18 protein-coding genes and 1 pseudogene are annotated in these 17,809 nt (G+C 65.0%); 12 read left to right on the forward strand and 7 right to left on the reverse strand.

Annotation, left to right across the window (positions count from 1 at the left end):
- Nucleotides 1-186: 186 nt before the first annotated feature.
- Entirely contained in the window at nt 187-1,194 is a 1,008-nt protein-coding gene (locus tag NCT32_RS15290; RefSeq protein ID WP_250477326.1) for an alpha/beta fold hydrolase, read from the forward strand.
- Nucleotide 1,195: 1 nt separating this feature from the next.
- On the opposite strand, the gene NCT32_RS15295 is transcribed toward NCT32_RS15290, so the two are convergent.
- A complete protein-coding gene (locus tag NCT32_RS15295) occupies nt 1,196-2,488 on the reverse strand; it encodes an MATE family efflux transporter (RefSeq protein ID WP_250490435.1) in 1,293 nt (430 codons plus the stop codon).
- 163 nt (nt 2,489-2,651) lie between these two features.
- Here NCT32_RS15295 and NCT32_RS15300 point away from each other — a divergent pair, with 163 nt between their 5' ends.
- The gene (locus NCT32_RS15300; RefSeq protein ID WP_061118370.1) at nt 2,652-2,972 is read left to right on the forward strand and encodes a YnfA family protein; all 321 of its coding nucleotides are present in this window, start codon (nt 2,652-2,654) and stop codon (nt 2,970-2,972) included.
- 6 nt (nt 2,973-2,978) lie between these two features.
- Here the strand turns inward: NCT32_RS15300 and NCT32_RS15305 are convergent, their stop codons facing one another.
- On the reverse strand, nt 2,979-4,001 hold the full coding sequence (locus tag NCT32_RS15305) for a DUF2891 domain-containing protein (RefSeq protein ID WP_061118249.1): 1,023 nt from the start codon (nt 3,999-4,001) through the stop codon (nt 2,979-2,981).
- Between the two features lie 384 nt (nt 4,002-4,385).
- On the opposite strand from NCT32_RS15305, the gene NCT32_RS15310 reads away from it, so the two are divergent.
- Nucleotides 4,386-5,681 carry an MFS family transporter gene (locus NCT32_RS15310; protein WP_061118248.1) on the forward strand — a complete coding sequence of 432 codons (1,296 nt, stop codon included), beginning with the start codon at nt 4,386-4,388 and terminating at the stop codon, nt 5,679-5,681.
- Between the two features lie 240 nt (nt 5,682-5,921).
- Nucleotides 5,922-6,593: a hypothetical protein gene (locus NCT32_RS15315; RefSeq protein WP_061118369.1), complete on the forward strand. Its 672-nt coding sequence runs from the start codon at nt 5,922-5,924 to the stop codon at nt 6,591-6,593.
- On the opposite strand, the gene NCT32_RS15320 is transcribed toward NCT32_RS15315, so the two are convergent.
- A complete protein-coding gene (locus NCT32_RS15320; protein WP_250477314.1) occupies nt 6,594-6,755 on the reverse strand; it encodes a hypothetical protein in 162 nt (53 codons plus the stop codon).
- Between the two features lie 63 nt (nt 6,756-6,818).
- On the reverse strand, nt 6,819-7,841 hold the full coding sequence (locus tag NCT32_RS15325; RefSeq protein WP_061118247.1) for an AraC family transcriptional regulator: 1,023 nt from the start codon (nt 7,839-7,841) through the stop codon (nt 6,819-6,821).
- 187 nt (nt 7,842-8,028) lie between these two features.
- On the opposite strand from NCT32_RS15325, the gene NCT32_RS15330 reads away from it, so the two are divergent.
- The 5 genes from NCT32_RS15330 (at nt 8,029) to NCT32_RS15350 (ending at nt 13,627) form a co-directional block, all read left to right on the forward strand.
- Entirely contained in the window at nt 8,029-9,162 is a 1,134-nt protein-coding gene (locus tag NCT32_RS15330) for an acyl-CoA dehydrogenase (protein WP_061118368.1), read from the forward strand.
- Nucleotides 9,163-9,204: 42 nt separating this feature from the next.
- Nucleotides 9,205-10,911 (forward strand): AMP-binding protein, encoded by a 1,707-nt coding sequence (locus tag NCT32_RS15335; RefSeq protein ID WP_061118246.1) that lies wholly within the window; start codon nt 9,205-9,207, stop codon nt 10,909-10,911.
- A gap of 12 nt (nt 10,912-10,923) precedes the next feature.
- A complete protein-coding gene (locus tag NCT32_RS15340) occupies nt 10,924-11,694 on the forward strand; it encodes an enoyl-CoA hydratase (protein WP_061118245.1) in 771 nt (256 codons plus the stop codon).
- Entirely contained in the window at nt 11,691-12,809 is a 1,119-nt protein-coding gene (locus NCT32_RS15345; RefSeq protein ID WP_061118244.1) for an enoyl-CoA hydratase/isomerase family protein, read from the forward strand. Before NCT32_RS15340 ends, NCT32_RS15345 begins: the two co-directional genes overlap by 4 nt.
- Before the next feature lie 107 nt (nt 12,810-12,916).
- Nucleotides 12,917-13,627, forward strand: coding sequence for a hypothetical protein (locus NCT32_RS15350; RefSeq protein WP_061118243.1), 711 nt, complete (start codon nt 12,917-12,919; stop codon nt 13,625-13,627).
- 105 nt (nt 13,628-13,732) lie between these two features.
- Here the strand turns inward: NCT32_RS15350 and NCT32_RS15355 are convergent, their stop codons facing one another.
- A complete protein-coding gene (locus NCT32_RS15355; protein WP_061118242.1) occupies nt 13,733-14,275 on the reverse strand; it encodes a DUF6572 domain-containing protein in 543 nt (180 codons plus the stop codon).
- A 190-nt stretch (nt 14,276-14,465) separates the two neighbouring features.
- The gene (ydiK, locus tag NCT32_RS15360) at nt 14,466-15,638 is read right to left on the reverse strand and encodes an AI-2E family transporter YdiK (RefSeq protein ID WP_250477318.1); all 1,173 of its coding nucleotides are present in this window, start codon (nt 15,636-15,638) and stop codon (nt 14,466-14,468) included.
- A 340-nt stretch (nt 15,639-15,978) separates the two neighbouring features.
- On the opposite strand from ydiK, the pseudogene NCT32_RS37470 reads away from it, so the two are divergent.
- From NCT32_RS37470 to NCT32_RS37260, 3 genes and pseudogenes are all read left to right on the forward strand, one after another.
- Nucleotides 15,979-16,400 (forward strand): annotated as a pseudogene (locus NCT32_RS37470) (quinonprotein alcohol dehydrogenase); the annotation flags it as partial.
- A 242-nt stretch (nt 16,401-16,642) separates the two neighbouring features.
- Nucleotides 16,643-17,251, forward strand: a complete 609-nt coding sequence (locus tag NCT32_RS15370; protein WP_061118367.1) for a cytochrome c — start codon at nt 16,643-16,645, stop codon at nt 17,249-17,251.
- Nucleotides 17,252-17,318: 67 nt separating this feature from the next.
- Nucleotides 17,319-17,447: a hypothetical protein gene (locus NCT32_RS37260; protein WP_284502276.1), complete on the forward strand. Its 129-nt coding sequence runs from the start codon at nt 17,319-17,321 to the stop codon at nt 17,445-17,447.
- 34 nt (nt 17,448-17,481) lie between these two features.
- Here NCT32_RS37260 and NCT32_RS15375 read toward each other — a convergent pair whose 3' ends face one another.
- Complete coding sequence (locus NCT32_RS15375; RefSeq protein WP_409219288.1) at nt 17,482-17,772, reverse strand: hypothetical protein; 291 nt, start codon at nt 17,770-17,772, stop codon at nt 17,482-17,484.
- Nucleotides 17,773-17,809: the final 37 nt, after the last annotated feature.

Raw genomic sequence — 17,809 nt, forward strand, 5'->3', positions numbered from 1 at the left:
AGATCCAGACGACGATCGGGGCCGCAAGTATAAGCGCTGCAGACAGGGCGCGGGGCGGGCAGCGCGTGGGCGCGTGAACTTTCAAGCGCGCTAGAATGCGTCGGCCGACGTCATCTCGAAATGGAAAAAATGAATCCAGTGCGTAGCAAGCCGTCCGTCCTTCGTTCTGTCGTGTTGTCGCTCGCGATGTCCTGCGCTTTTCACGCCCATGCCGAGGACACCGCGCCAGCAGCCGGCAATGACGGCCCCGCCTACGGCCCCGAGCTGCAAGGCTTCGACTATCCGTATCCGGTTGCGCAATTCGCGCTCACGTCGCAGCGCCAGGTCGTGCGCATGGCCTATATGGACGTGCATCCGCTGCATCCGAACGGTCGCACCGCGGTGCTTCTGCACGGGAAGAATTTCTGTTCGGCGACCTGGAAGCAGACTATCGAAACCTTGACCGATGCGGGTTATCGCGTCATCGCGCCGGATCAGATCGGCTTTTGCAAGTCGACCAAGCCCGCGCGTTATCAGTACAGCTTTCAGCAACTCGCGCGCAACACGCATGCGCTGCTGACGGCGCTCGGCGTATCGAAGGCGACGCTCATCGCGCATTCGACGGGCGGCATGCTCGCAGTGCGCTATGCGCTCATGTATCCGCGCGAGACGCAGCAGCTCGTGCTCGTCAATCCGATCGGACTCGAAGACTGGAAGGCGAAAGGCGTGCCGTCGATATCGATCGACGACTGGTACGCGCGCGAGCTCAAAACGAGCGCCGATGGCATCCGCCGTTACGAGACGAACACGTACTATTCAGGGCAATGGCGCGCCGATTACGAACCGTGGGTGCAGATGCTCGCGGGCATGTATCGCGGGCCGGGCAAGGACATCGTCGCGTGGAACTCGGCGCTGCTCTACGACATGATCTACACGCAGCCGGTCGTCTACGAATTCGATCAGTTGAAGACGCCGACGCTGTTGCTCATCGGCGACAAGGACAACACGGCGATCGGCAAGGATCTCGCGCCGCCGGAAATCCGCCCGACGCTCGGCCGCTATCCGGATCTTGCGAAGCTGGCGAAGGAGCGCATCGAGGGCGCGAAACTCGTCGAGTTTCCCGAGCTGGGCCACGCGCCGCAGATGCAGGATCCGGCGACGTTCCACAAGGCGCTGCTGGATGGCCTCGCCGCACTTAAGCCGAATTCGCAGTAGTTCAGCTTCGATCGGGCGCGCACGACACGCGCTCGATCGCAGGCACCTGCACCGCCAGCGTGATGCCGCGCGCCACCATGAAAAGGGTGAGCGCAAGCCACAACCCGTGATTGCCGAGCGATCCCGCGAGCGCCCAGGCGGCGAGCAGAAACACCGTGAGCGAGACTGCCATCGCTTTCATGAGTTCGTGCGTGCGCGTTGCGCCGATGAACACGCCGTCGAGCTGAAAGCCCGCTACGGATGCGAGCGGCAGAACCGACGCCCACGGCAGATAGCGCGCCGCCGCCGCGTGCACGACGGCCTGATCGGTCAGCTTGCCGATGATCCATTCGCCGCTTATCCAGTAGACGATGGAAAAGCCCGCCGCGCCGATCGCGGACCAGAGCATCGTGATCTTCACCGCCTGCCGGAACGCGTGACGGTCGCGCGCGCCGGCCGCCGCGCCGACGAGCGCCTCGGCCGCGTGCGCGAAACCGTCGAGTCCGAAGGACATGAAGGTCTGGAAGTTCAGCAGGACGGCGTTGGCGGCGAGGATCGCATCGCCCTCGCGCGCGCCGAGATGCGCGAACCAGGCATACGAGCCGAGCAGACAGATCGTGCGGATGAAGATGTCGCAGTTGAGCGCAACCAGCCGCCTGAGCGCGTGCCCGTCGAAGAGTGAACGGGGCGCGAGCGGCGCGAGATCGCGCGGACGCAAATGCCAGAGAATCGCGACGCCGAGCGAGAAGCCGCAGAAATCCGCGAAGGCGGTCGCCGCGCCGATGCCCGCGATGCCCCAGTCGAAGCGATACACGAACAGCAGCACCGCGACGATGTTCACCAGATTGATGAAGATCTGCGTGACGAGCGCGAGCCGCACGCGCTGGCAGCCGAGCAAATACCCGAGCACGACATAGTTGCCGAGCGCGAACGGCGCGGCCCAGATGCGCGCATGACAATACGCGCGCGCGGTGTCCTGGACGGCCGCGCTGCCGCCCAGCGCGACGAGTCCGTAGCGGATGATCGGCATCTGTAGCGCGAGCACCGCCACGCCGATCGCGAGCGCGAGCAGCAGGGCGCGCAGCACGCTCGCGCGCAAGGCGTCGTCGTCGTGTGCACCGAACGCCTGCGCGACGAGCCCCGTCGTGCCCATGCGCAGAAAGCCGAAGCCCCAGAACACGAAGCTGAACACGAGCCCGCCGAGCGCGACGCCGCCGAGATACTGCGGTCCGTCGAAATGCCCGGCGACGGCCGTATCGACCGCGCCGAGAATCGGTTGCGTCAAATTGGCGAGGACGATCGGAAACGCGAGCATCAACACGCGCTTGTGCCAGTGCACGGGCAGCGCGGTGGTTCCGGGCGAATCGTTTTGCGGAGTCGTCTGCAAGGTGTTCGGGCTGGCGGTTCGTAACAAGGGCGTCATTGTCCGGAGCGGACGCGGACCACGCAACTTCACGCCAGCGCCGATAATGCGCGTCATGAGAACATTCGCGCTCTATGTCGTCACGGCCATTGCCGAGATCGCCGGTTGTTATTTTCCGTATCGATGGCTCAGGGAGGGCGGCTCGCCGTGGCTCGCCGTGCCCGGCGCGCTGTCGCTCGCGCTGTTCGCGTGGCTGCTCACGCTGCACGACACCGCGGCGGGGCGCATCTATGCGGCCTACGGCGGCGTGTATATCGGCGTGGCGATCGCGTGGCTATGGGCCGTCGAGCGCATCCGGCCGACGGCGTGGGATGTCGCGGGCGGGGCGATCGCACTCATCGGCATGGGCGTGATCGCGTTCCAGCCGCGCGTCTGACGCGGATCAGGCCTCCAGCGCCAGCAGCGCGAATGTCGCGAGCCAGTGCTCGCCCATGTAATCGCCCGCCACATGCGCAATGCCCGCCGCCAGATGTTCGCTCGCGGCCGCATCGAGCACCGCGATGCGCGCGTCGCCCGCAGGCAATGCCCGCGCGATCGTGCGCTGGCACCACGCGCGGGAAAGGTTCAGCCCGTCGAGGTGCGCGAGCTTGCCGTCGCTGCGATCGGTGACGGTGGCGGGCGCGAAGAGCGTCGCCGGTTCGCGTGCGGCAATGCGCGGCAGAAACCGGTCGAACCAGCCGACGAAACGCTCGTCCGGCAGCACATGGCGCATCAGCACGGCTTCCATCAGCGAAGGCGACAGGAATTCGTCGCCCGCCGGCTCCCACGCCTGACAGCTTTCGTCCTTCTCGAACCAGCGCAAGGCCGTCTCGCTGAGCAGGCGTTCGAAGCCCGCGTCGTGCGTGGCGCGCGCGTAGCCGATCGAGAGCGTCAGCGCGAACGCCATGTTGAAGTGCGTGCCGACCCGAAGCGGATACGTCGACTTCGGCAGAAAGTCTTCGAAGCGGGCGACGAACGCATCGGCGAGCGGGGCAAGCGTGCGGGCCCAGCGCGCGCCGTCCTCGGACTGCATCGAGCGGAGCTGCGCTGCGAGCGCGAGCAGCCACGCCCAGCCGTAGGGCCGCTCGAAGCCGCGCGCTGCGGGACGCTGCAGATACGCGACTTCGGCGGCGACGTTGGCATCGGTGAAATGCGCGTCGATCACCGCACGGATGCGCGGCGCCTCCGGCAACGCGGGAAAGCGGTCGTACAGCCGCGCGATCAGCCAGTAGCCGTGAACGCACGAATGCCAATCGAAGCTGCCGTAGAAGATCGGATGCAGCGCGCGCGGGCTTTGAACATCGGCGTCGCCCGCCATGACATGGTCGAGCTTGTTCGGATACTCGCGCGTCAGATGGCCGAGCGCGACCTGGGCGAACTTCGACGCAAGCGCGGCGTCGAGGGTAATCGGTTGATGCGGGTTCATGCGGTCCTCGTCGATGCGAATCGTGATCCCGAGACTTTATCGATAATTAGTTGGCGAAATCTTCGATCAGGGTAATCACCTAGGATGAATGGCCGAGGCATCGGCGGAACGCATCCAAAGCGCCGCATAAACCCGCCGCAAGGGCGGCGAATGCTTTTACGGCAAGCCTGAGCGAGCGACGGACGCCATTGCGCGGCGCGGCGCGACCGCGCGACTGCGCGAATTTTCTGACGCCATCCGGCCGTCTTTCGCGCGCCACGAACGCGCGCTTTCGTCCGAACCGTCGTATAAACTTGCGCCCGAACGCCGCCAAGAGCGTCCGGACCGGGGGACACGAGCCCCGGCACACGCCATCCAGACAGTGACCAAGAGATCAGAAAGAACATGACCGACCTTCCCGCTTATACCGCAGAGGACACCCGGCGCCGCGTTTTCGCAATCGTCGGCGCCTCGTCGGGCAACCTCGTCGAGTGGTTCGACTTTTACATCTACTCGTTCCTCGCGCTGTACTTCTCGGCGGCGTTCTTCCCGGGCGGCAACCCGACGGTCCAGTTGCTGAACACCGCGGGCGTGTTCGCGGCGGGCTTCCTGATGCGTCCGATCGGCGGCTGGCTTTTCGGCCGCATCGCCGACAAGCACGGTCGCCGCAACGCGATGATGATCTCCGTGCTGATGATGTGCGGCGGCTCGCTCGTCATCACCTTTCTGCCGACTTACGCGTCGATCGGCGCGTGGGCGCCGTTCCTGCTCCTGATCGCGCGCCTGTTCCAGGGTTTGTCCGTGGGCGGCGAATACGGCACGAGCGCGACCTACATGAGTGAAGTGGCGCTGCGCGGCCGGCGCGGTTTCTTCGCGTCGTTCCAGTACGTGACGCTGATCGGCGGGCAGCTTGCCGCGCTCCTCGTGCTGGTGGTGCTGCAACAGTTCCTGTCGACGGAAGAGCTGAAGGCGTGGGGCTGGCGCATTCCGTTCTTCATCGGCGCGTGCGCGGCGCTGGTTTCGCTCTACCTGCGACGCTCGCTCGACGAAACCTCGACCGCCGAAACGCGTCATCGCAAGGAGGCCGGCACGCTCGCGGGTCTCATGCAGCACAAGGCCGCTTTCATGACCGTCGTGGGCTTCACGGCGGGCGGCTCGCTCATTTTCTACACGTTCACGACCTACATGCAGAAGTACCTGGTCAACACGGCGGGCATGCACGCGAAAACCGCCAGCAACGTGATGACCGCCGCGCTGTTCGTCTATATGCTGCTGCAGCCCGCGTTCGGCGCGCTGTCGGATCGCATCGGCCGTCGCGCATCGATGCTCTGGTTCGGCGCGCTCGCGACCATCGGCACGGTGCCGTTGCTGCACGCGCTCTCGACGGTGGCGAGCCCGGTCATGGCGTTCGTGCTGGTCGTGATCGCGCTTGCGATCGTCAGCTTCTATACGTCGATCAGCGGTCTCATCAAGGCGGAAATGTTTCCGCCGGAAGTGCGCGCGCTGGGCGTCGGGCTGTCCTATGCGGTTGCCAACGCGGTGTTCGGCGGCTCGGCGGAATATGTCGCGCTGTGGCTCAAGTCGGCGGGCAGCGAATCGACGTTCTTCTGGTACGTCACGGTGATGTGCGCGATTTCGCTCATCGTCTCCTGGCGCATGCTCGATCCGAGCAAGGAAGGATATCTGCGCAACGAACCGTAAGCTTTCGGGCGGCGCGCGCGGCGGCAATGCAGCGTCGTGTCGCATGCGTGGCATCGAGCGGCGCGCGGTTATCCGCCACGCTTGCCGACGACGGTAGTATGGTGTTTTATGCGGTATGTGGACGGCGCACCGGTCGCGGTGCGCAGCGATATTCGGGAACCGGATATGCATGCGCGCGGATCTGGTGCGCGCAACGCCGATGCGCCCAATCGGACGCGTCGGTCTGCCTGGAGCCTGTTCATGGAAGATTTCGACGAAACGCTGTTCCTTGTCTGGCGAGCCAATATGAACGTGCTGGTCGGCTCGCCGGGAGGCGCTGCGCGCCTCGCGCGCATGATGAGCTTCTCGCCGACGTTCATGAAGCTGATCGTCGCCGGTCAGCGCGATTTCAACGAGGAGTTCGTGCGCGGTATCGAGCTCGTGACTGGCCTGCCGCCGCACTGGATGGACGAGCGCCGCACGCTGGAAGACGTGCCGCCGGACGTCCTGCGCGCGATCGACGAGGAAACGCCGATGGCCGTGTTTCGCGGCACGGCCCATCCCGCGCCGAAGCGCTCCGTGCTGCGCGGCCCGGAACCGCTGCTTTCCCAGACCGAGGCGACGCGCCGCGTCGCCGATCTCGCCCAGCAACAGGCCGAGATGAACCGTCGCGATCTGCTTTTTCGCAAGAATCGCGAACTGCTTTCACAGGATTTGCGCCGCCTGGAGCGCCAGCTCGGCCTGCTTCAGGTCGAAGGGATGCAGCCGAAGGTCGACGAACTCATCGCGTCGGATCGCATGAGCGAGGCGGCGAAGGCCGACCTGACCGGACGTCTCGAACAGATCGACAAGCACGTGAAGCTCTTACATCAGCATGTCGAGAAGCTCGTTGTGCTTCTTTCGAGCCCGGACGAGCCCGAGGGGGGCGAATAACTATTTCTTCCTGCCGTCCCTCGGGGTGTCCGGCTCGGGGTGCACGGCGATCGGGTCGCTCGCGGGAAAGGTTTCTTCCAGCGCTTCGTCGAGCAAGTCCTCTTCGTTATCCGGCTTCGGCTGGTCCTGTTTCGAACGTTCATCCCGGCTGACTTTCTTCATGGTGCGCTCCGTGATGCGAAGTGATCGTCGATCCAATATAGCAGCCCCGATGCGCCCTCGCAGTCAGCCTTCGCGGCGGTAATCCGCGGGGCGCACGCCCGTCCACTTCCTGAACGCGCGCCGGAACGCGCTCGGTTCCGCGAAACCGAGCGCATCGGCGATTTGCGGAATCGTCTCCTGCGTGTGCGCGAGGCGCGCGATCGCGAGGTCGCGTCTCAATGCGTCCTTGATCGCCTGATAGGTGAGGCCTTCCTGCTTCAGGCGGCGCCGCAGCGTCGCTTCGGCCATGTGGAGCGCCGCCGCGATGCTCTCGGCTTCGGGCCAGTCCGTCGGCGCGGTTTGCTTCAGGCGCGTCCTGACGCGCGCCGCGAGCGAATCCGGATTGCGATATTTCACGATGAAATTCGCCGGCGCGTCGCGCAGGAAGCGCTTGAGCGTGGCGGGCGTCTGCACGACCGGCAGCGCCGCGCATTCGGCCGACAGATCGACGAACGAGCGCGTCTCGCCGAAACGCAGATCGTTGCAGAGCATCAGCCGGTATTCGTCGCTGTCGGCGGGTTCGGCGCAGCGCATCTGCGCCGCCAGCACCGGAATGCGCCGCCCGACCAGCCAGCACAGCAGCCCGTACACGAGGATGAAACCCGTCGCGTAGGCGAACATCGTCTTGGGCGCGCCGGTGTCCTCGAGCCAGATGCGCACCCGCCTTTCGTCGATGTCGACCTCGAACCTCAGCTCATCCAGCACGATGCGCATGAAGTTCGAGATGCGTGCGAGCGCGTGCGCGCCGTCGCGCGAGGACAGCGCCGCGTGGCACAGCAGCACGAAGCTGCCGCGCCGCATCGGATGCGCATCCTGGCCGAAGAACTCGTCGTCGAGCGCGTCGGCGGTGGCGTTCCACAGCTTGCCGTACTGTACCGGCGACACGCGCGCGCGCGGTGATTCGAGCGTCGCCGGCGCGATGCCCGCGGCGGCCAGCAATTGCTCGCGCGCGACGCCGCGCGCCTCGGCGCATCGCAACGCCGCTTCGACGAGACTCGGCGAAATCGAATCGCGCTCGATCTTCTTTTTGGGACTTGGGGTTCTCACTAGGTGGCCAAAGCGCTCAGTTAGCGTGATCGTTTTGGGCATCGGCTAAGGTCCGGCGATTGCCTAGACTCGTGCTCAGACGGCCCATCCGCCCTTCATCGACCGACCCGGCGGCGGCCAGAAAGTGTATCCGATCGATCCAGCCCGCCGCGCCGGCCCAGCCCCATTCACCGAAAGACGAAACATGATCGACGCATTTCTCACCGAAGAGCAGCGCATGATCCGCGACGCCGCTCGCCAGTTCGCAACCGAAGTGCTCGCGCCGAATGCGGGGCAGTGGGACAAGGACGGCGCCATTCCCGATGCCGTCGTGCGGCAACTGGGCGAGCTCGGCCTGCTCGGCATGATCGTGCCCGCGGAGCTCGGCGGCACCTTCAGCGACTACACCGCCTACGCACTCGCGATGGAAGAGGTCGCCGCCGGCTGCGCATCCTGCGCCACGATGATGAGCGTGCACAACTCCGTCGGCTGCGGTCCGATTCTCGCCTACGGCACCGACGCACAAAAGGCCGAATGGCTGCCGAAGCTGGCGAGCGGCGAGATCATCGGGGCGTTTTGCCTGACGGAGCCGCAGGCCGGCTCGGAGGCGAACAATCTGCGCGTGCGCGCCCTCGAGAAAGACGGCAAGTGGGTCATCTCCGGAAGCAAGCAGTTCGTGACGAACGGCAAGCGCGCGGGCGTGGCGATCGTCTTCGCCGTCACCGATCCCGATCAGGGCAAGCGCGGCATCTCGGCGTTCATCGTGCCCACGAACACGCCAGGCTTCAACGTCGGCGCGCCGGAGCACAAGCTCGGCATCCGCGCGTCCGATACCTGTCCGATCACCTTCGACGATTGCGCGATTCCCGCGGCCAACCTGCTCGGCAAGCGCGGCGAGGGCCTGAAGATCGCGTTGTCGAATCTGGAGGGCGGACGCATCGGCATCGCGGCGCAGGCGCTTGGCATCGCGCGCGCGGCTTTCGATGCGTCGCGCGCCTACGCGAAAGAGCGCGTGCAGTTCGGCAAGCCGATCCACGAGCATCAGTCGGTCGCGAACATGCTCGCCGACATGCAGACGCAGATCAACGCCGCGCGCCTCCTGATCCATCACGCGGCGCGCATGCGCACGGAAGGCGTTCCGTGCCTGTCGGAGGCATCGCAGGCGAAGCTGTATGCGTCGGAGATGGCCGAGCGCGTGTGTTCCGATGCGATTCAGATCCACGGCGGATACGGCTATCTGCAGGATTATCCGGTGGAGCGTCATTATCGCGATGCGCGCATCACGCAGATCTACGAAGGCACGAGCGAAGTGCAGCGGATGGTGATCGCACGCAACGTTTGACTCGCGCTTAAAAAAACAGCCTTGCATCGGACCGGAGACGCAATGAACGACGCCCACGCTTTCATCGAAGCACGAGACTTTCTGTTTGCTCATCGCACCGATTACGACACCGCGTATCGCGACTTCAGATGGCCGTCGCTCGATCGCTTCAACTGGGCGCTCGACTATTTCGACCCGATGGCGCGCGGCAACGATGCGCCCGCGCTGCATATCGTCGACGAAAGCGGCGGCGAGACGCGTCTTTCGTTCGCGCAGATGAGCGAGCGTTCGGCGCGCGTCGCGAATCATTTGCGCGGCCTGAACGTGAAGCGCGGCGAACGCATCCTGCTGATGCTGCCGAACCGCGTCGAGCTATGGGACACGATGCTCGCCGCGATGAAGCTCGGCGCTATCGTCCTGCCGGCGACCACGCAGCTCGCGCCGGCCGATTTGCGCGACCGCATCGCGCTCGGCGGCGTGCAGCACGTGATCGTCGATGCGGCGGAAACACCGAAGTTCCATGACATCGGCGTGCCCGGATTGCGCATCGCCGTGGGCGGCGCGAAAGAGGGCTGGCTTGCGTTTGAGACCGCTTACGATGCATCGCCGGAATTTGTTTCGGATGCCGTAACGAACGCGAACGATCCCTATCTGCTGTATTTCACGTCGGGCACGACGTCGAAGCCGAAGCTCGTCGCGCATACGCATCAGAGCTATCCGGTCGGCCATCTGTCGACGATGTACTGGATCGGCCTGCAGCCCGGCGACGTGCACTGGAACATCAGCTCGCCCGGCTGGGCGAAGCATGCGTGGAGTTGCTTCTTCGCGCCCTGGAATGCGCAGGCGTGCGTGTTCATCTACAACTTCAGCCGTTTCGATGCCGCCCGCGCGCTCGATGTGCTCGTCCGATACGAAGTGACGACGCTCTGCGCCCCGCCGACCGTGTGGCGCATGCTCGTGCAGGAACCGCTTGCATCGTACGAAGTGAAGCTGCGCGAGATCGTCGGCGCGGGCGAGCCGCTCAATCCCGAAGTCGTCGAGCGCGTGCAGGCGGCCTGGGGCGTGCCGATCCGCGACGGCTACGGCCAGACCGAAACCACCGCGCAGATCGCGAACACGCCGGGCCAGCGGCTCGTGCCGGGCTCGATGGGCCGTCCGCTGCCGGGGTATCGCGTGGCGCTGCTCGACCCGGACGGCCATCCGGCGGAGGAAGGCGAGATCGCGCTCGTGCTCGATCCGCCGCCGCTCGGCCTGATGACCGGTTACGCGGACAATCCGAAAGCCACCGGGAACGCGATGCGCGGCGGCTTCTATCGAACGTCGGATGTCGCGGCGCGCGGCGCGGATGGCTACTTCGTCTATGTCGGCCGCGCGGACGACGTGTTCAAGTCGTCGGATTACCGGTTGAGCCCGTTCGAACTGGAAAGCGTGCTGATCGAGCACGAGGCGATCGCGGAAGCGGCCGTCGTGCCGAGTCCCGATCCGCTGCGGCTGTCGGTGCCGAAGGCGTTCGTCACGCTGCGGCACGGCTATTCCATCGGGCCGGAGCTGGCCAAGAGCGTGTTCGCGTTCTCGCGCGAGCGGCTCGCACCCTACAAGCGCATCCGGCGTCTGGAATTCGCGGAATTGCCGAAGACGATTTCCGGCAAGATCCGCCGCGTCGATCTGCGCAGGCAGGAGATCGCGCGCACGCAGGATGGCGCGCGCGGCGAGTTCGAGTTCTGGGAAGAGGACTTTCCGGAACTGCGTCAGACCAGCAAAGCCGACTAAAGGAATCCCACGATGATCGAAGTCACGCGCGACGGTCCGACCGTCACGATTCGTCTCGCCCGCCCGCCGGCCAACGCATTCACGGCCGATGGTCTCGCGACGCTGCAGGAAACCGTCGACGGCCTCAACCGCGATGCCCACGTGCGCGCGATCGTCGTGACCGGCACGGGCCCGAAGTTCTTCAGCGCGGGCGCTGACCTCAATCAGTTCGCCGATGGCGACAAGGCTCACGCGCGCGTCGCCGCGCAGCGCTTCGGCGCGGCATTCGAGGCGTTGCAGAACGCGCGCGCGGTGACCATCGCCGCGATCAACGGCTACGCGATGGGCGGCGGGCTCGAATGCGCGCTTGCCTGCGATCTCCGCATCGCCGAGGAACATGCGCAGATGGCGCTGCCCGAAGCGTCGGTCGGACTGCTGCCGTGCGGAAGCGGCACGCAGACGCTGCCGTGGCTCGTCGGCGAAGGCTGGGCGAAGCGCATCATCCTGACGGGCGAGCGTGTGGATGCGCAGACCGCACTGCGCATCGGTCTCGTCGAGGACGTGGTCGCGAGCGGCGGCGCATACGAAGCCGCGCTGAAGATCGCGGCCCGCGTCGCGTCGATGAGCCCGGACGCCGTCGCGTACTCGAAGCCGCTGATTCACGCCGCGCGCGAAGGCATACCGCGCCGCGCTGCATTGGCGCTGGAACGCGAGCGCTTCGTCGATCTTTTCGACGGCGCGAATCAGCGCGAAGGGGTGGCCGCGTTTCTCGAAAAGCGCAAGCCGCAGTGGGGCGCGTCATGAGCACGCAGGGACTGTTGCATGACGCGCCGGAAGTCGGCTTCGAGATCGTCAATCGCGTGGCGATCGTCACGCTTGACCGGCCGCACGCGTTGAACGCGCTGTCGCACGACATGATCGCGCGCCTCACCGAACGCTTCGCGCAGTGCGCGGGGGACGCGTCGATCGCAGCGGTCGTGCTGCGCGGCGCGGGCGACAAGGCGTTCTGCGCGGGCGGCGACGTGCGCAAGCTCTATCACGCGGCGCGCAGCGATCCGCATCACGACACGCCGTGGCTGAAATTCTTCATCGACGAATATCGGCTCGATTTCACGGTGCATCGTTTTGCGAAGCCCGTGATCGCGCTGATGGACGGCATCGTGATGGGCGGCGGCATGGGGCTCGCGCAAGGCGCGGCGCTGCGCATCGCGACCGAGCGCACGCGCATGGCGATGCCCGAGACGCGCATCGGCCTGTTGCCCGATGTCGGCGCGACGCACTTTCTGCGCGTGCTGCCGCGCGATCTCGCGCTCTACGTCGGCCTGACGGGCGCGCGTCTATCGGGCGCCGATGCGAAGCGCGTCGGGCTCGCCGACGAATGCGTGCCATCGACATGGCTGCGCGGCTTCGTCGAGCGCCTCGACAACATGCGCTGGGACGATACGCAGGACGCAATGACGCAATTGAAGCGCGTGTTCGTGCCGGCCGCGAACATCGAACGTCACGCGCCGCTCGACGATATCCGCGTGCACATCAGGCGCCATTTCACCGCGTGCGCGACGGGCGGCGTGGAGCGCATCGTCGCGTCGCTGGCGATGGATGAATCGGACTGGGCGCGCACGACGCTCGCCACGCTCGAAAGCCATTCGCCGACGATGCTCGAGGTGACGTATCACGCGCTCATGCGCGGCCGTCAGATGACGCTTGCGGATTGCTTTCGCATGGAGTTGGGGGTCGTGTACCGCGCAATCGACGACGGCGATTTCATCGAAGGCGTGCGCGCGCTCATCATCGACAAGGACGAGCGGCCGCGTTTCGCGCCGACGACACTCGCGCAGGTGCGAGCGGAGCGTGTGCAGCACTTTCTCTCATCGCCGTGGCGCAGGGACATGCATCCGCTCGCGGACCTGGGCGCGTGATCGTCTGAGGGAAATCGCAAGCAAATGTATCTGCGGCGAACCGGCGAAATGACCGGTGGTCGAACGGGGCTTATCGACCATCGGACAATTCAAGAGGGGAACCGACCATGTCGAACCGTACGTCACGGATCGCAGTCTTGTCGGCCGGCATCGCATTCGCGTTGATCGCGCCGGCCGCATCGTATGCACAACTCAATCTCCAGCAGTTCGGCTTCGGCAGCGGCAAGGCCGATGTGGCGGCAGGCGCGAACGGCGCGACGCAGCCCTCCGCGTTGAACTCGCTCGTGCAGGGCTATCTCGGCGCGAACCAGCAAGTGCTCTCGGGACAATCGACTCTCGCATCGGCGATGGGCATGTCGAGCGTCGCGAGTCAGGCGCAATCGGCGGCGGGCTTGTTATCGGGGGCATCGGGCGGAAGCGGCGTGCCGAGCACGAGCGTGCTGTCGCAACTCGGCGGCACGCAGCAGAGCGTGTCGCAATCGCTGATGCAGGCGTTCACGAGCGGCTCCACGCCGCCGCCGACGGCTGCGAGCAAGCAAAGCTTCAGCGACGGTCTCGCCTCGCTCGGGCAGGGCGTGAAGCAGTACGCCGGCCTGCAATCGGATCTCGGCTCGGTGACGAATTCGATGAACATGTCGTCGCTGTTGCAGGCCGGCTCGAATCCGGCGACCGCGCAGGCTGCGAGCTATATCGCGCAATCCGCGCCCGGACAGTTGCAGTCGCTGGTGCAGACGCTCTCGCAAGCGGTGCAGTACGCGAAGACCAACGGCATTTCGGTACCGTCCGTCGCTTCAGCGGCATTGAGCGGCGTGAAGTGATGCGTGCGTGACGTGTGCGGCGCGGTAATCATCCGCGATCCGCGCCAAAGGGAAGCGGCGGGCTCAGGGACGGGCCACGCCGCTTTTTATTGATCCCGCACGATCTCAGTGACTGGCCGCCTGGCGCATCACGAGACGCCTGAGCATGGGCAGCGCTTGCGGCCGGCGCGCTTTGCGCATCAGCGGCGGGAGATACGAGATATCGGCGATATCGGCGAGTTCTTGCGCGTGCGGGTCCGCGTCGAGCACTTCCAGCGCGGGCGGCTCGACCGGCTCGGCATTGACGTGCTCCGGCTTGTCGACCGCGATGCCGAGCGAATGACGTACATCCACGCCACGGATATGCGCCTTATAGCCGGCGTCGGCGAGCAGGCGTTCGCGTGATTTCCAGAACTCGATCCCGGACGGCGTCATGGGATGCATCGACACGTATTCGACCACGATTTCATAGCCGCGGACTTTCGGATAGTTCAGCAGCAATTTGCCTGAACGAATGTAACGGATGTAGCGGTCGATCTTTTTCGTGAGCAAATCCAGGTGCTCCTTTTCGTCGCGCCAGTCGAGATCATCAAAGAGTCCGACATACACGCGCCCGTAAAGAACATTCACTCCGATGTAATCGATGGCGTCCACGTCACGCAAAGACATGGTCAATCCCCTGCGCCCTCAAAGGGCAAATCACGATGGATTGCATTGTAGCGGATTCAACTTGCCAATTAATCGAGAAACACGGCATTAACTGGGAGAAGGTCTCATTTTCGTAAGAGTCCGAATTCTCGATTTAAGTGGAATCTTATTGTCGCGAACAAAATCAACAAAGCGCCAATATATTTATCATTCAGGTCTGTCTTCTCGATGCATCCGCAAGATCCCGTGTGGACGGGGCTTTCGCGATTTCTTCATTGCTCATCGCCTCGACTTGCGCAAGCGGCGGCTGTTCATTGATCCACGCATCCAGAATCGTCGACGTCACCGCGAGAATGACTGGGCCGATAAATAATCCGACTATTCCGAACGCAAACATGCCGCCGAGCACGCCGGAAAGAATCAGCATCATCGAAAGATTCACGCCGCGTTTGATGAGAATGGGCCGCAGGAAGTTATCGAGCATCGCAATCATGATCGACCACACGAGCAGCAGCGACGCGGCGATATTCGAGCCGTGCCAGAAAAGAAACGCGACGCCGCCGAGCAACGGCAGCAGCGGGCCGATCTGCGCCAGACACAGCATCAGCATGATGGCCGTGATGATGCCCGCCGCCGGCACGCCCGCGACCGCGAGCCCGATGCCGCCTAGCGCCGACTGCGTGACCGCCGTCACGACGATGCCGAGCGCCACCGCGCGGATGGCGAGACCGGCGAGCTTGACGGCTTCCGCGCCGCGCTGTGCCGCGATGCGCGTCGCGAAGCGCGTGACGAATCGTCCCGCCGCCTCGCCGTTCATGTACAGGATGCCGGAGATGATGACGGTGATGACCATGTGCATCACGAACACGCCGACGACCGCGGCATGCGACAGCATCCAGCGGGCGGCGATCGTCACGTAGGGCTCGAGTTTCGCGAGCAGGCCGCCCGGGCCCGCATCGGACAGCGACTGCCATTCGCTCGCGATGCGCGCGCCCGCGAGCGGAATGTCGTGCACCCAGCCCGGCGGCGGCGGCAGCGCGTAGGAAGGCAGGCTCTTGATGGCCGCCATGATCTCGCCGCCGTGCAACGCGAGTGTCGAGATCGCTTCATAGAGCGGCAGCACGATGACGATCAGAAGGATCAGCAGCATCACGGTCGTCGCAATCCAGCGGCGGTTGCCGCAGCGGCGCTGCACGGCGAGCATGAGCGGCCAGGTCGCGACGACGATCGTCGTGGCCCAGATGAGGCCCGGCAGAAACGGGCGCAAGATGTACAGGCTGCCGACCGTGAGCGCGGTCAGGATCGTGATGACGAGCAGGATCCGCGCGATATCCACCGGCTGGCGGGGATTCGGATTCGGTTGCCCGTTGGATAGGATTGGCATGGTGCGTCCGGATAAAAGTGATGGTCGATGCGGCGCCCGGCTACGGGCATGGCGCGCAACGCGTGATGAACAAGCGACATGCGAAAGCCGGCGTCCGGCAAGCCGCTACCGCGTAACGGGCGCAATCATAACGGCACTCCAATCCATACTACTAAAAATCGGGGTGCGCCTGCCCCTGAAATACCTTTCGTCGATGCGTGACGCGTCGAACGAAGTCTTTGCACGAAATCTGGAAATGCCTTTTTGAATTGCCTATTCTTTGGTGCGGGCGCAGAAGAGGGCAGGCTATGTTCCGCCGCGCACCGCGAGGAACAACACAAGAACGATCTGGGAGACTGACATGGCCGGTTTTTCCCGCACCTCGCTCGTTGCGCTGACTGTTGCCTGCGGTGCTGTCGGTATCGTGACATCCCATGGCCGGTGCCGAGTCCGCTGCGATCCGCCTCGCAGCAGCAGCTCGACGGCGCAGCGGGCGACAGCGCCTCGTGGCGGCATTCGAACGGATCGTATGCCGAAGCGCGCTATGCGCCTGCGACGCAGATCAATACCTGGAATGTGGCGAAGCACAAGCCCGCGTTCATCTTCCAGACGGCCGTGATGGAGTCGATGGAAACCGCGCCGATCGTCTCGAACGGCGTGATGTTCCTCACCCCGTCGTACAACCACGTCTATGCGATCGACGCGGTGACGGGCAACGAGTTCAGGCATTACAAGCACAAGATGGGACCGGTCACGACCTTCTGCGGCGGCCCGAACAATCGCATTTCCGACGCGATGATTCCGCCGGAAGGCGTGTGGACCCTGCCGACACCGACCGGCGCGCGCATGCTGCCCGGCGCCGCCACCGGACGCAAGCTCTGGGCGTTCCAGTGCGGCGCTGGCGTCAATGCGCCGGCCGTGCCCTATATGCTGAACGGCAAGCAATACATCGCGGTCGCGGCGGGCGGCAATACGCTGCTCGGCTTCAAGCGCGGCAATAGCCTGCTCGTGTTTGCGCTGCCGTGATGCCGACGCGCACGAAACGTCTGCGGGTCTGGCTCGTCTACGTGTTGTGGATCGTTGCGTGCCTGCTGCTGTCGCTGCCTTCGCGGTCCCGCGCGGATGCGCGGGCGGCTGCCACGAAGGCTGCCGTCTGCACGTCGTGTCACGGGCTCGGAGGCAACTCGACGACGGGCGACTATCCCTCGCTCGCGGGACAGACGTCGCGCTATCTCTATCTGCAATTGCGCGACTTCAAGGCGGGGCGCCGCAGCGATCCGCGCATGTCGCCGATGGCCGCGAATCTCACACCCGGCGACATGCACGACCTCGCCGATTACTTCGCCGCGCAAAAGCCGATCGCCACCGACTTCAAGGCGGACCCGGTGAAGGTCGAGGCGGGCAGGAAGAAGTCCGAAGAGATTCGCTGCACGATGTGCCATCTCGGCGGCTTTTCAGGGCAGAACGAAATTCCGCGCGTCGCGGGGCAGCAGTATCCGTACATCGTGAAGCAGTTGCAGGACTTCCGCGACAGGAAGCGCACCAACGACGCGGGCAACATGACGAGCGTGTCGAAGAATCTCACGGACGCGGACATCGAGAACCTGGCGAATTACATCGCGAATCTGCAATGACGCTTTCGAAGGCGCACATAACGATGACAAGAACCCTTCGCTTGCCGGCGCTCTCGCTGTCGATGATGTGGCGGGCACGATCGCTTACGCGCAGCAGGACGCCTACACGCTCAACGAACGCCTGCTGTCCGCCACCCGCGACGGCGATCAGGCAGCCGTCACGCGTCTGGTTCGGATGACCCTGGTTCGATCGTGATGCCGCGTGCGCTCATGCCCAATGCCCTTCGGCCCTACGCCAGGTCGGCCCGCGCTGCACCCATGGACGCGGCATCCAGCGATAGCCCCCGTGGACCGGCCGCCAGTGGCCCGTCGCCCAGACAGAGGCCGCGATGCCAGCGCCCCGGGTCACATGCGTAGCCCGCGCGCGGAGGCGGTTCGACGCGCGGCGGCGCGGCGGGCGCGATGACGATGGCCTGCGCGTCGGCAGGGCTGATGTGCAGGGCGGCGAGCGGAATCGCGACGACCGGCGCGAGCACGGCGGCCGAAAGCGCCGCGCCCAGCGGCGAGTGTGTTTTTCTCATGACGTGTCCCGTCGATTCAGGTTGCGACGAGACATCG

Origin of the sequence: Caballeronia sp. INML2 (assembly GCF_023631365.1) — a bacterium.
Lineage (GTDB): Bacteria > Pseudomonadota > Gammaproteobacteria > Burkholderiales > Burkholderiaceae > Caballeronia > Caballeronia turbans.

Coding starts and splice junctions, on each gene's coding strand:
- NCT32_RS15335 (WP_061118246.1), top strand. CDS start 9,205: ATGAACGACGCCCACGCTTTCATCGAAGCACGAGACTTTCTGTTTGCT.
- NCT32_RS15305 (WP_061118249.1), bottom strand. CDS start 4,001: ATGAACCCGCATCAACCGATTACCCTCGACGCCGCGCTTGCGTCGAAG.
- NCT32_RS15290 (WP_250477326.1), top strand. CDS start 187: ATGTCCTGCGCTTTTCACGCCCATGCCGAGGACACCGCGCCAGCAGCC.
- NCT32_RS15320 (WP_250477314.1), bottom strand. CDS start 6,755: ATGAAGAAAGTCAGCCGGGATGAACGTTCGAAACAGGACCAGCCGAAG.
- NCT32_RS15340 (WP_061118245.1), top strand. CDS start 10,924: ATGATCGAAGTCACGCGCGACGGTCCGACCGTCACGATTCGTCTCGCC.
- NCT32_RS15295 (WP_250490435.1), bottom strand. CDS start 2,488: ATGCTCGCGTTTCCGATCGTCCTCGCCAATTTGACGCAACCGATTCTC.
- ydiK (WP_250477318.1), bottom strand. CDS start 15,638: ATGCCAATCCTATCCAACGGGCAACCGAATCCGAATCCCCGCCAGCCG.
- NCT32_RS15355 (WP_061118242.1), bottom strand. CDS start 14,275: ATGTCTTTGCGTGACGTGGACGCCATCGATTACATCGGAGTGAATGTT.
- NCT32_RS15310 (WP_061118248.1), top strand. CDS start 4,386: ATGACCGACCTTCCCGCTTATACCGCAGAGGACACCCGGCGCCGCGTT.
- NCT32_RS15375 (WP_409219288.1), bottom strand. CDS start 17,772: ATGAGAAAAACACACTCGCCGCTGGGCGCGGCGCTTTCGGCCGCCGTG.
- NCT32_RS15300 (WP_061118370.1), top strand. CDS start 2,652: ATGAGAACATTCGCGCTCTATGTCGTCACGGCCATTGCCGAGATCGCC.
- NCT32_RS15370 (WP_061118367.1), top strand. CDS start 16,643: ATGCCGACGCGCACGAAACGTCTGCGGGTCTGGCTCGTCTACGTGTTG.
- NCT32_RS15345 (WP_061118244.1), top strand. CDS start 11,691: ATGAGCACGCAGGGACTGTTGCATGACGCGCCGGAAGTCGGCTTCGAG.
- NCT32_RS15315 (WP_061118369.1), top strand. CDS start 5,922: ATGGAAGATTTCGACGAAACGCTGTTCCTTGTCTGGCGAGCCAATATG.
- NCT32_RS15350 (WP_061118243.1), top strand. CDS start 12,917: ATGTCGAACCGTACGTCACGGATCGCAGTCTTGTCGGCCGGCATCGCA.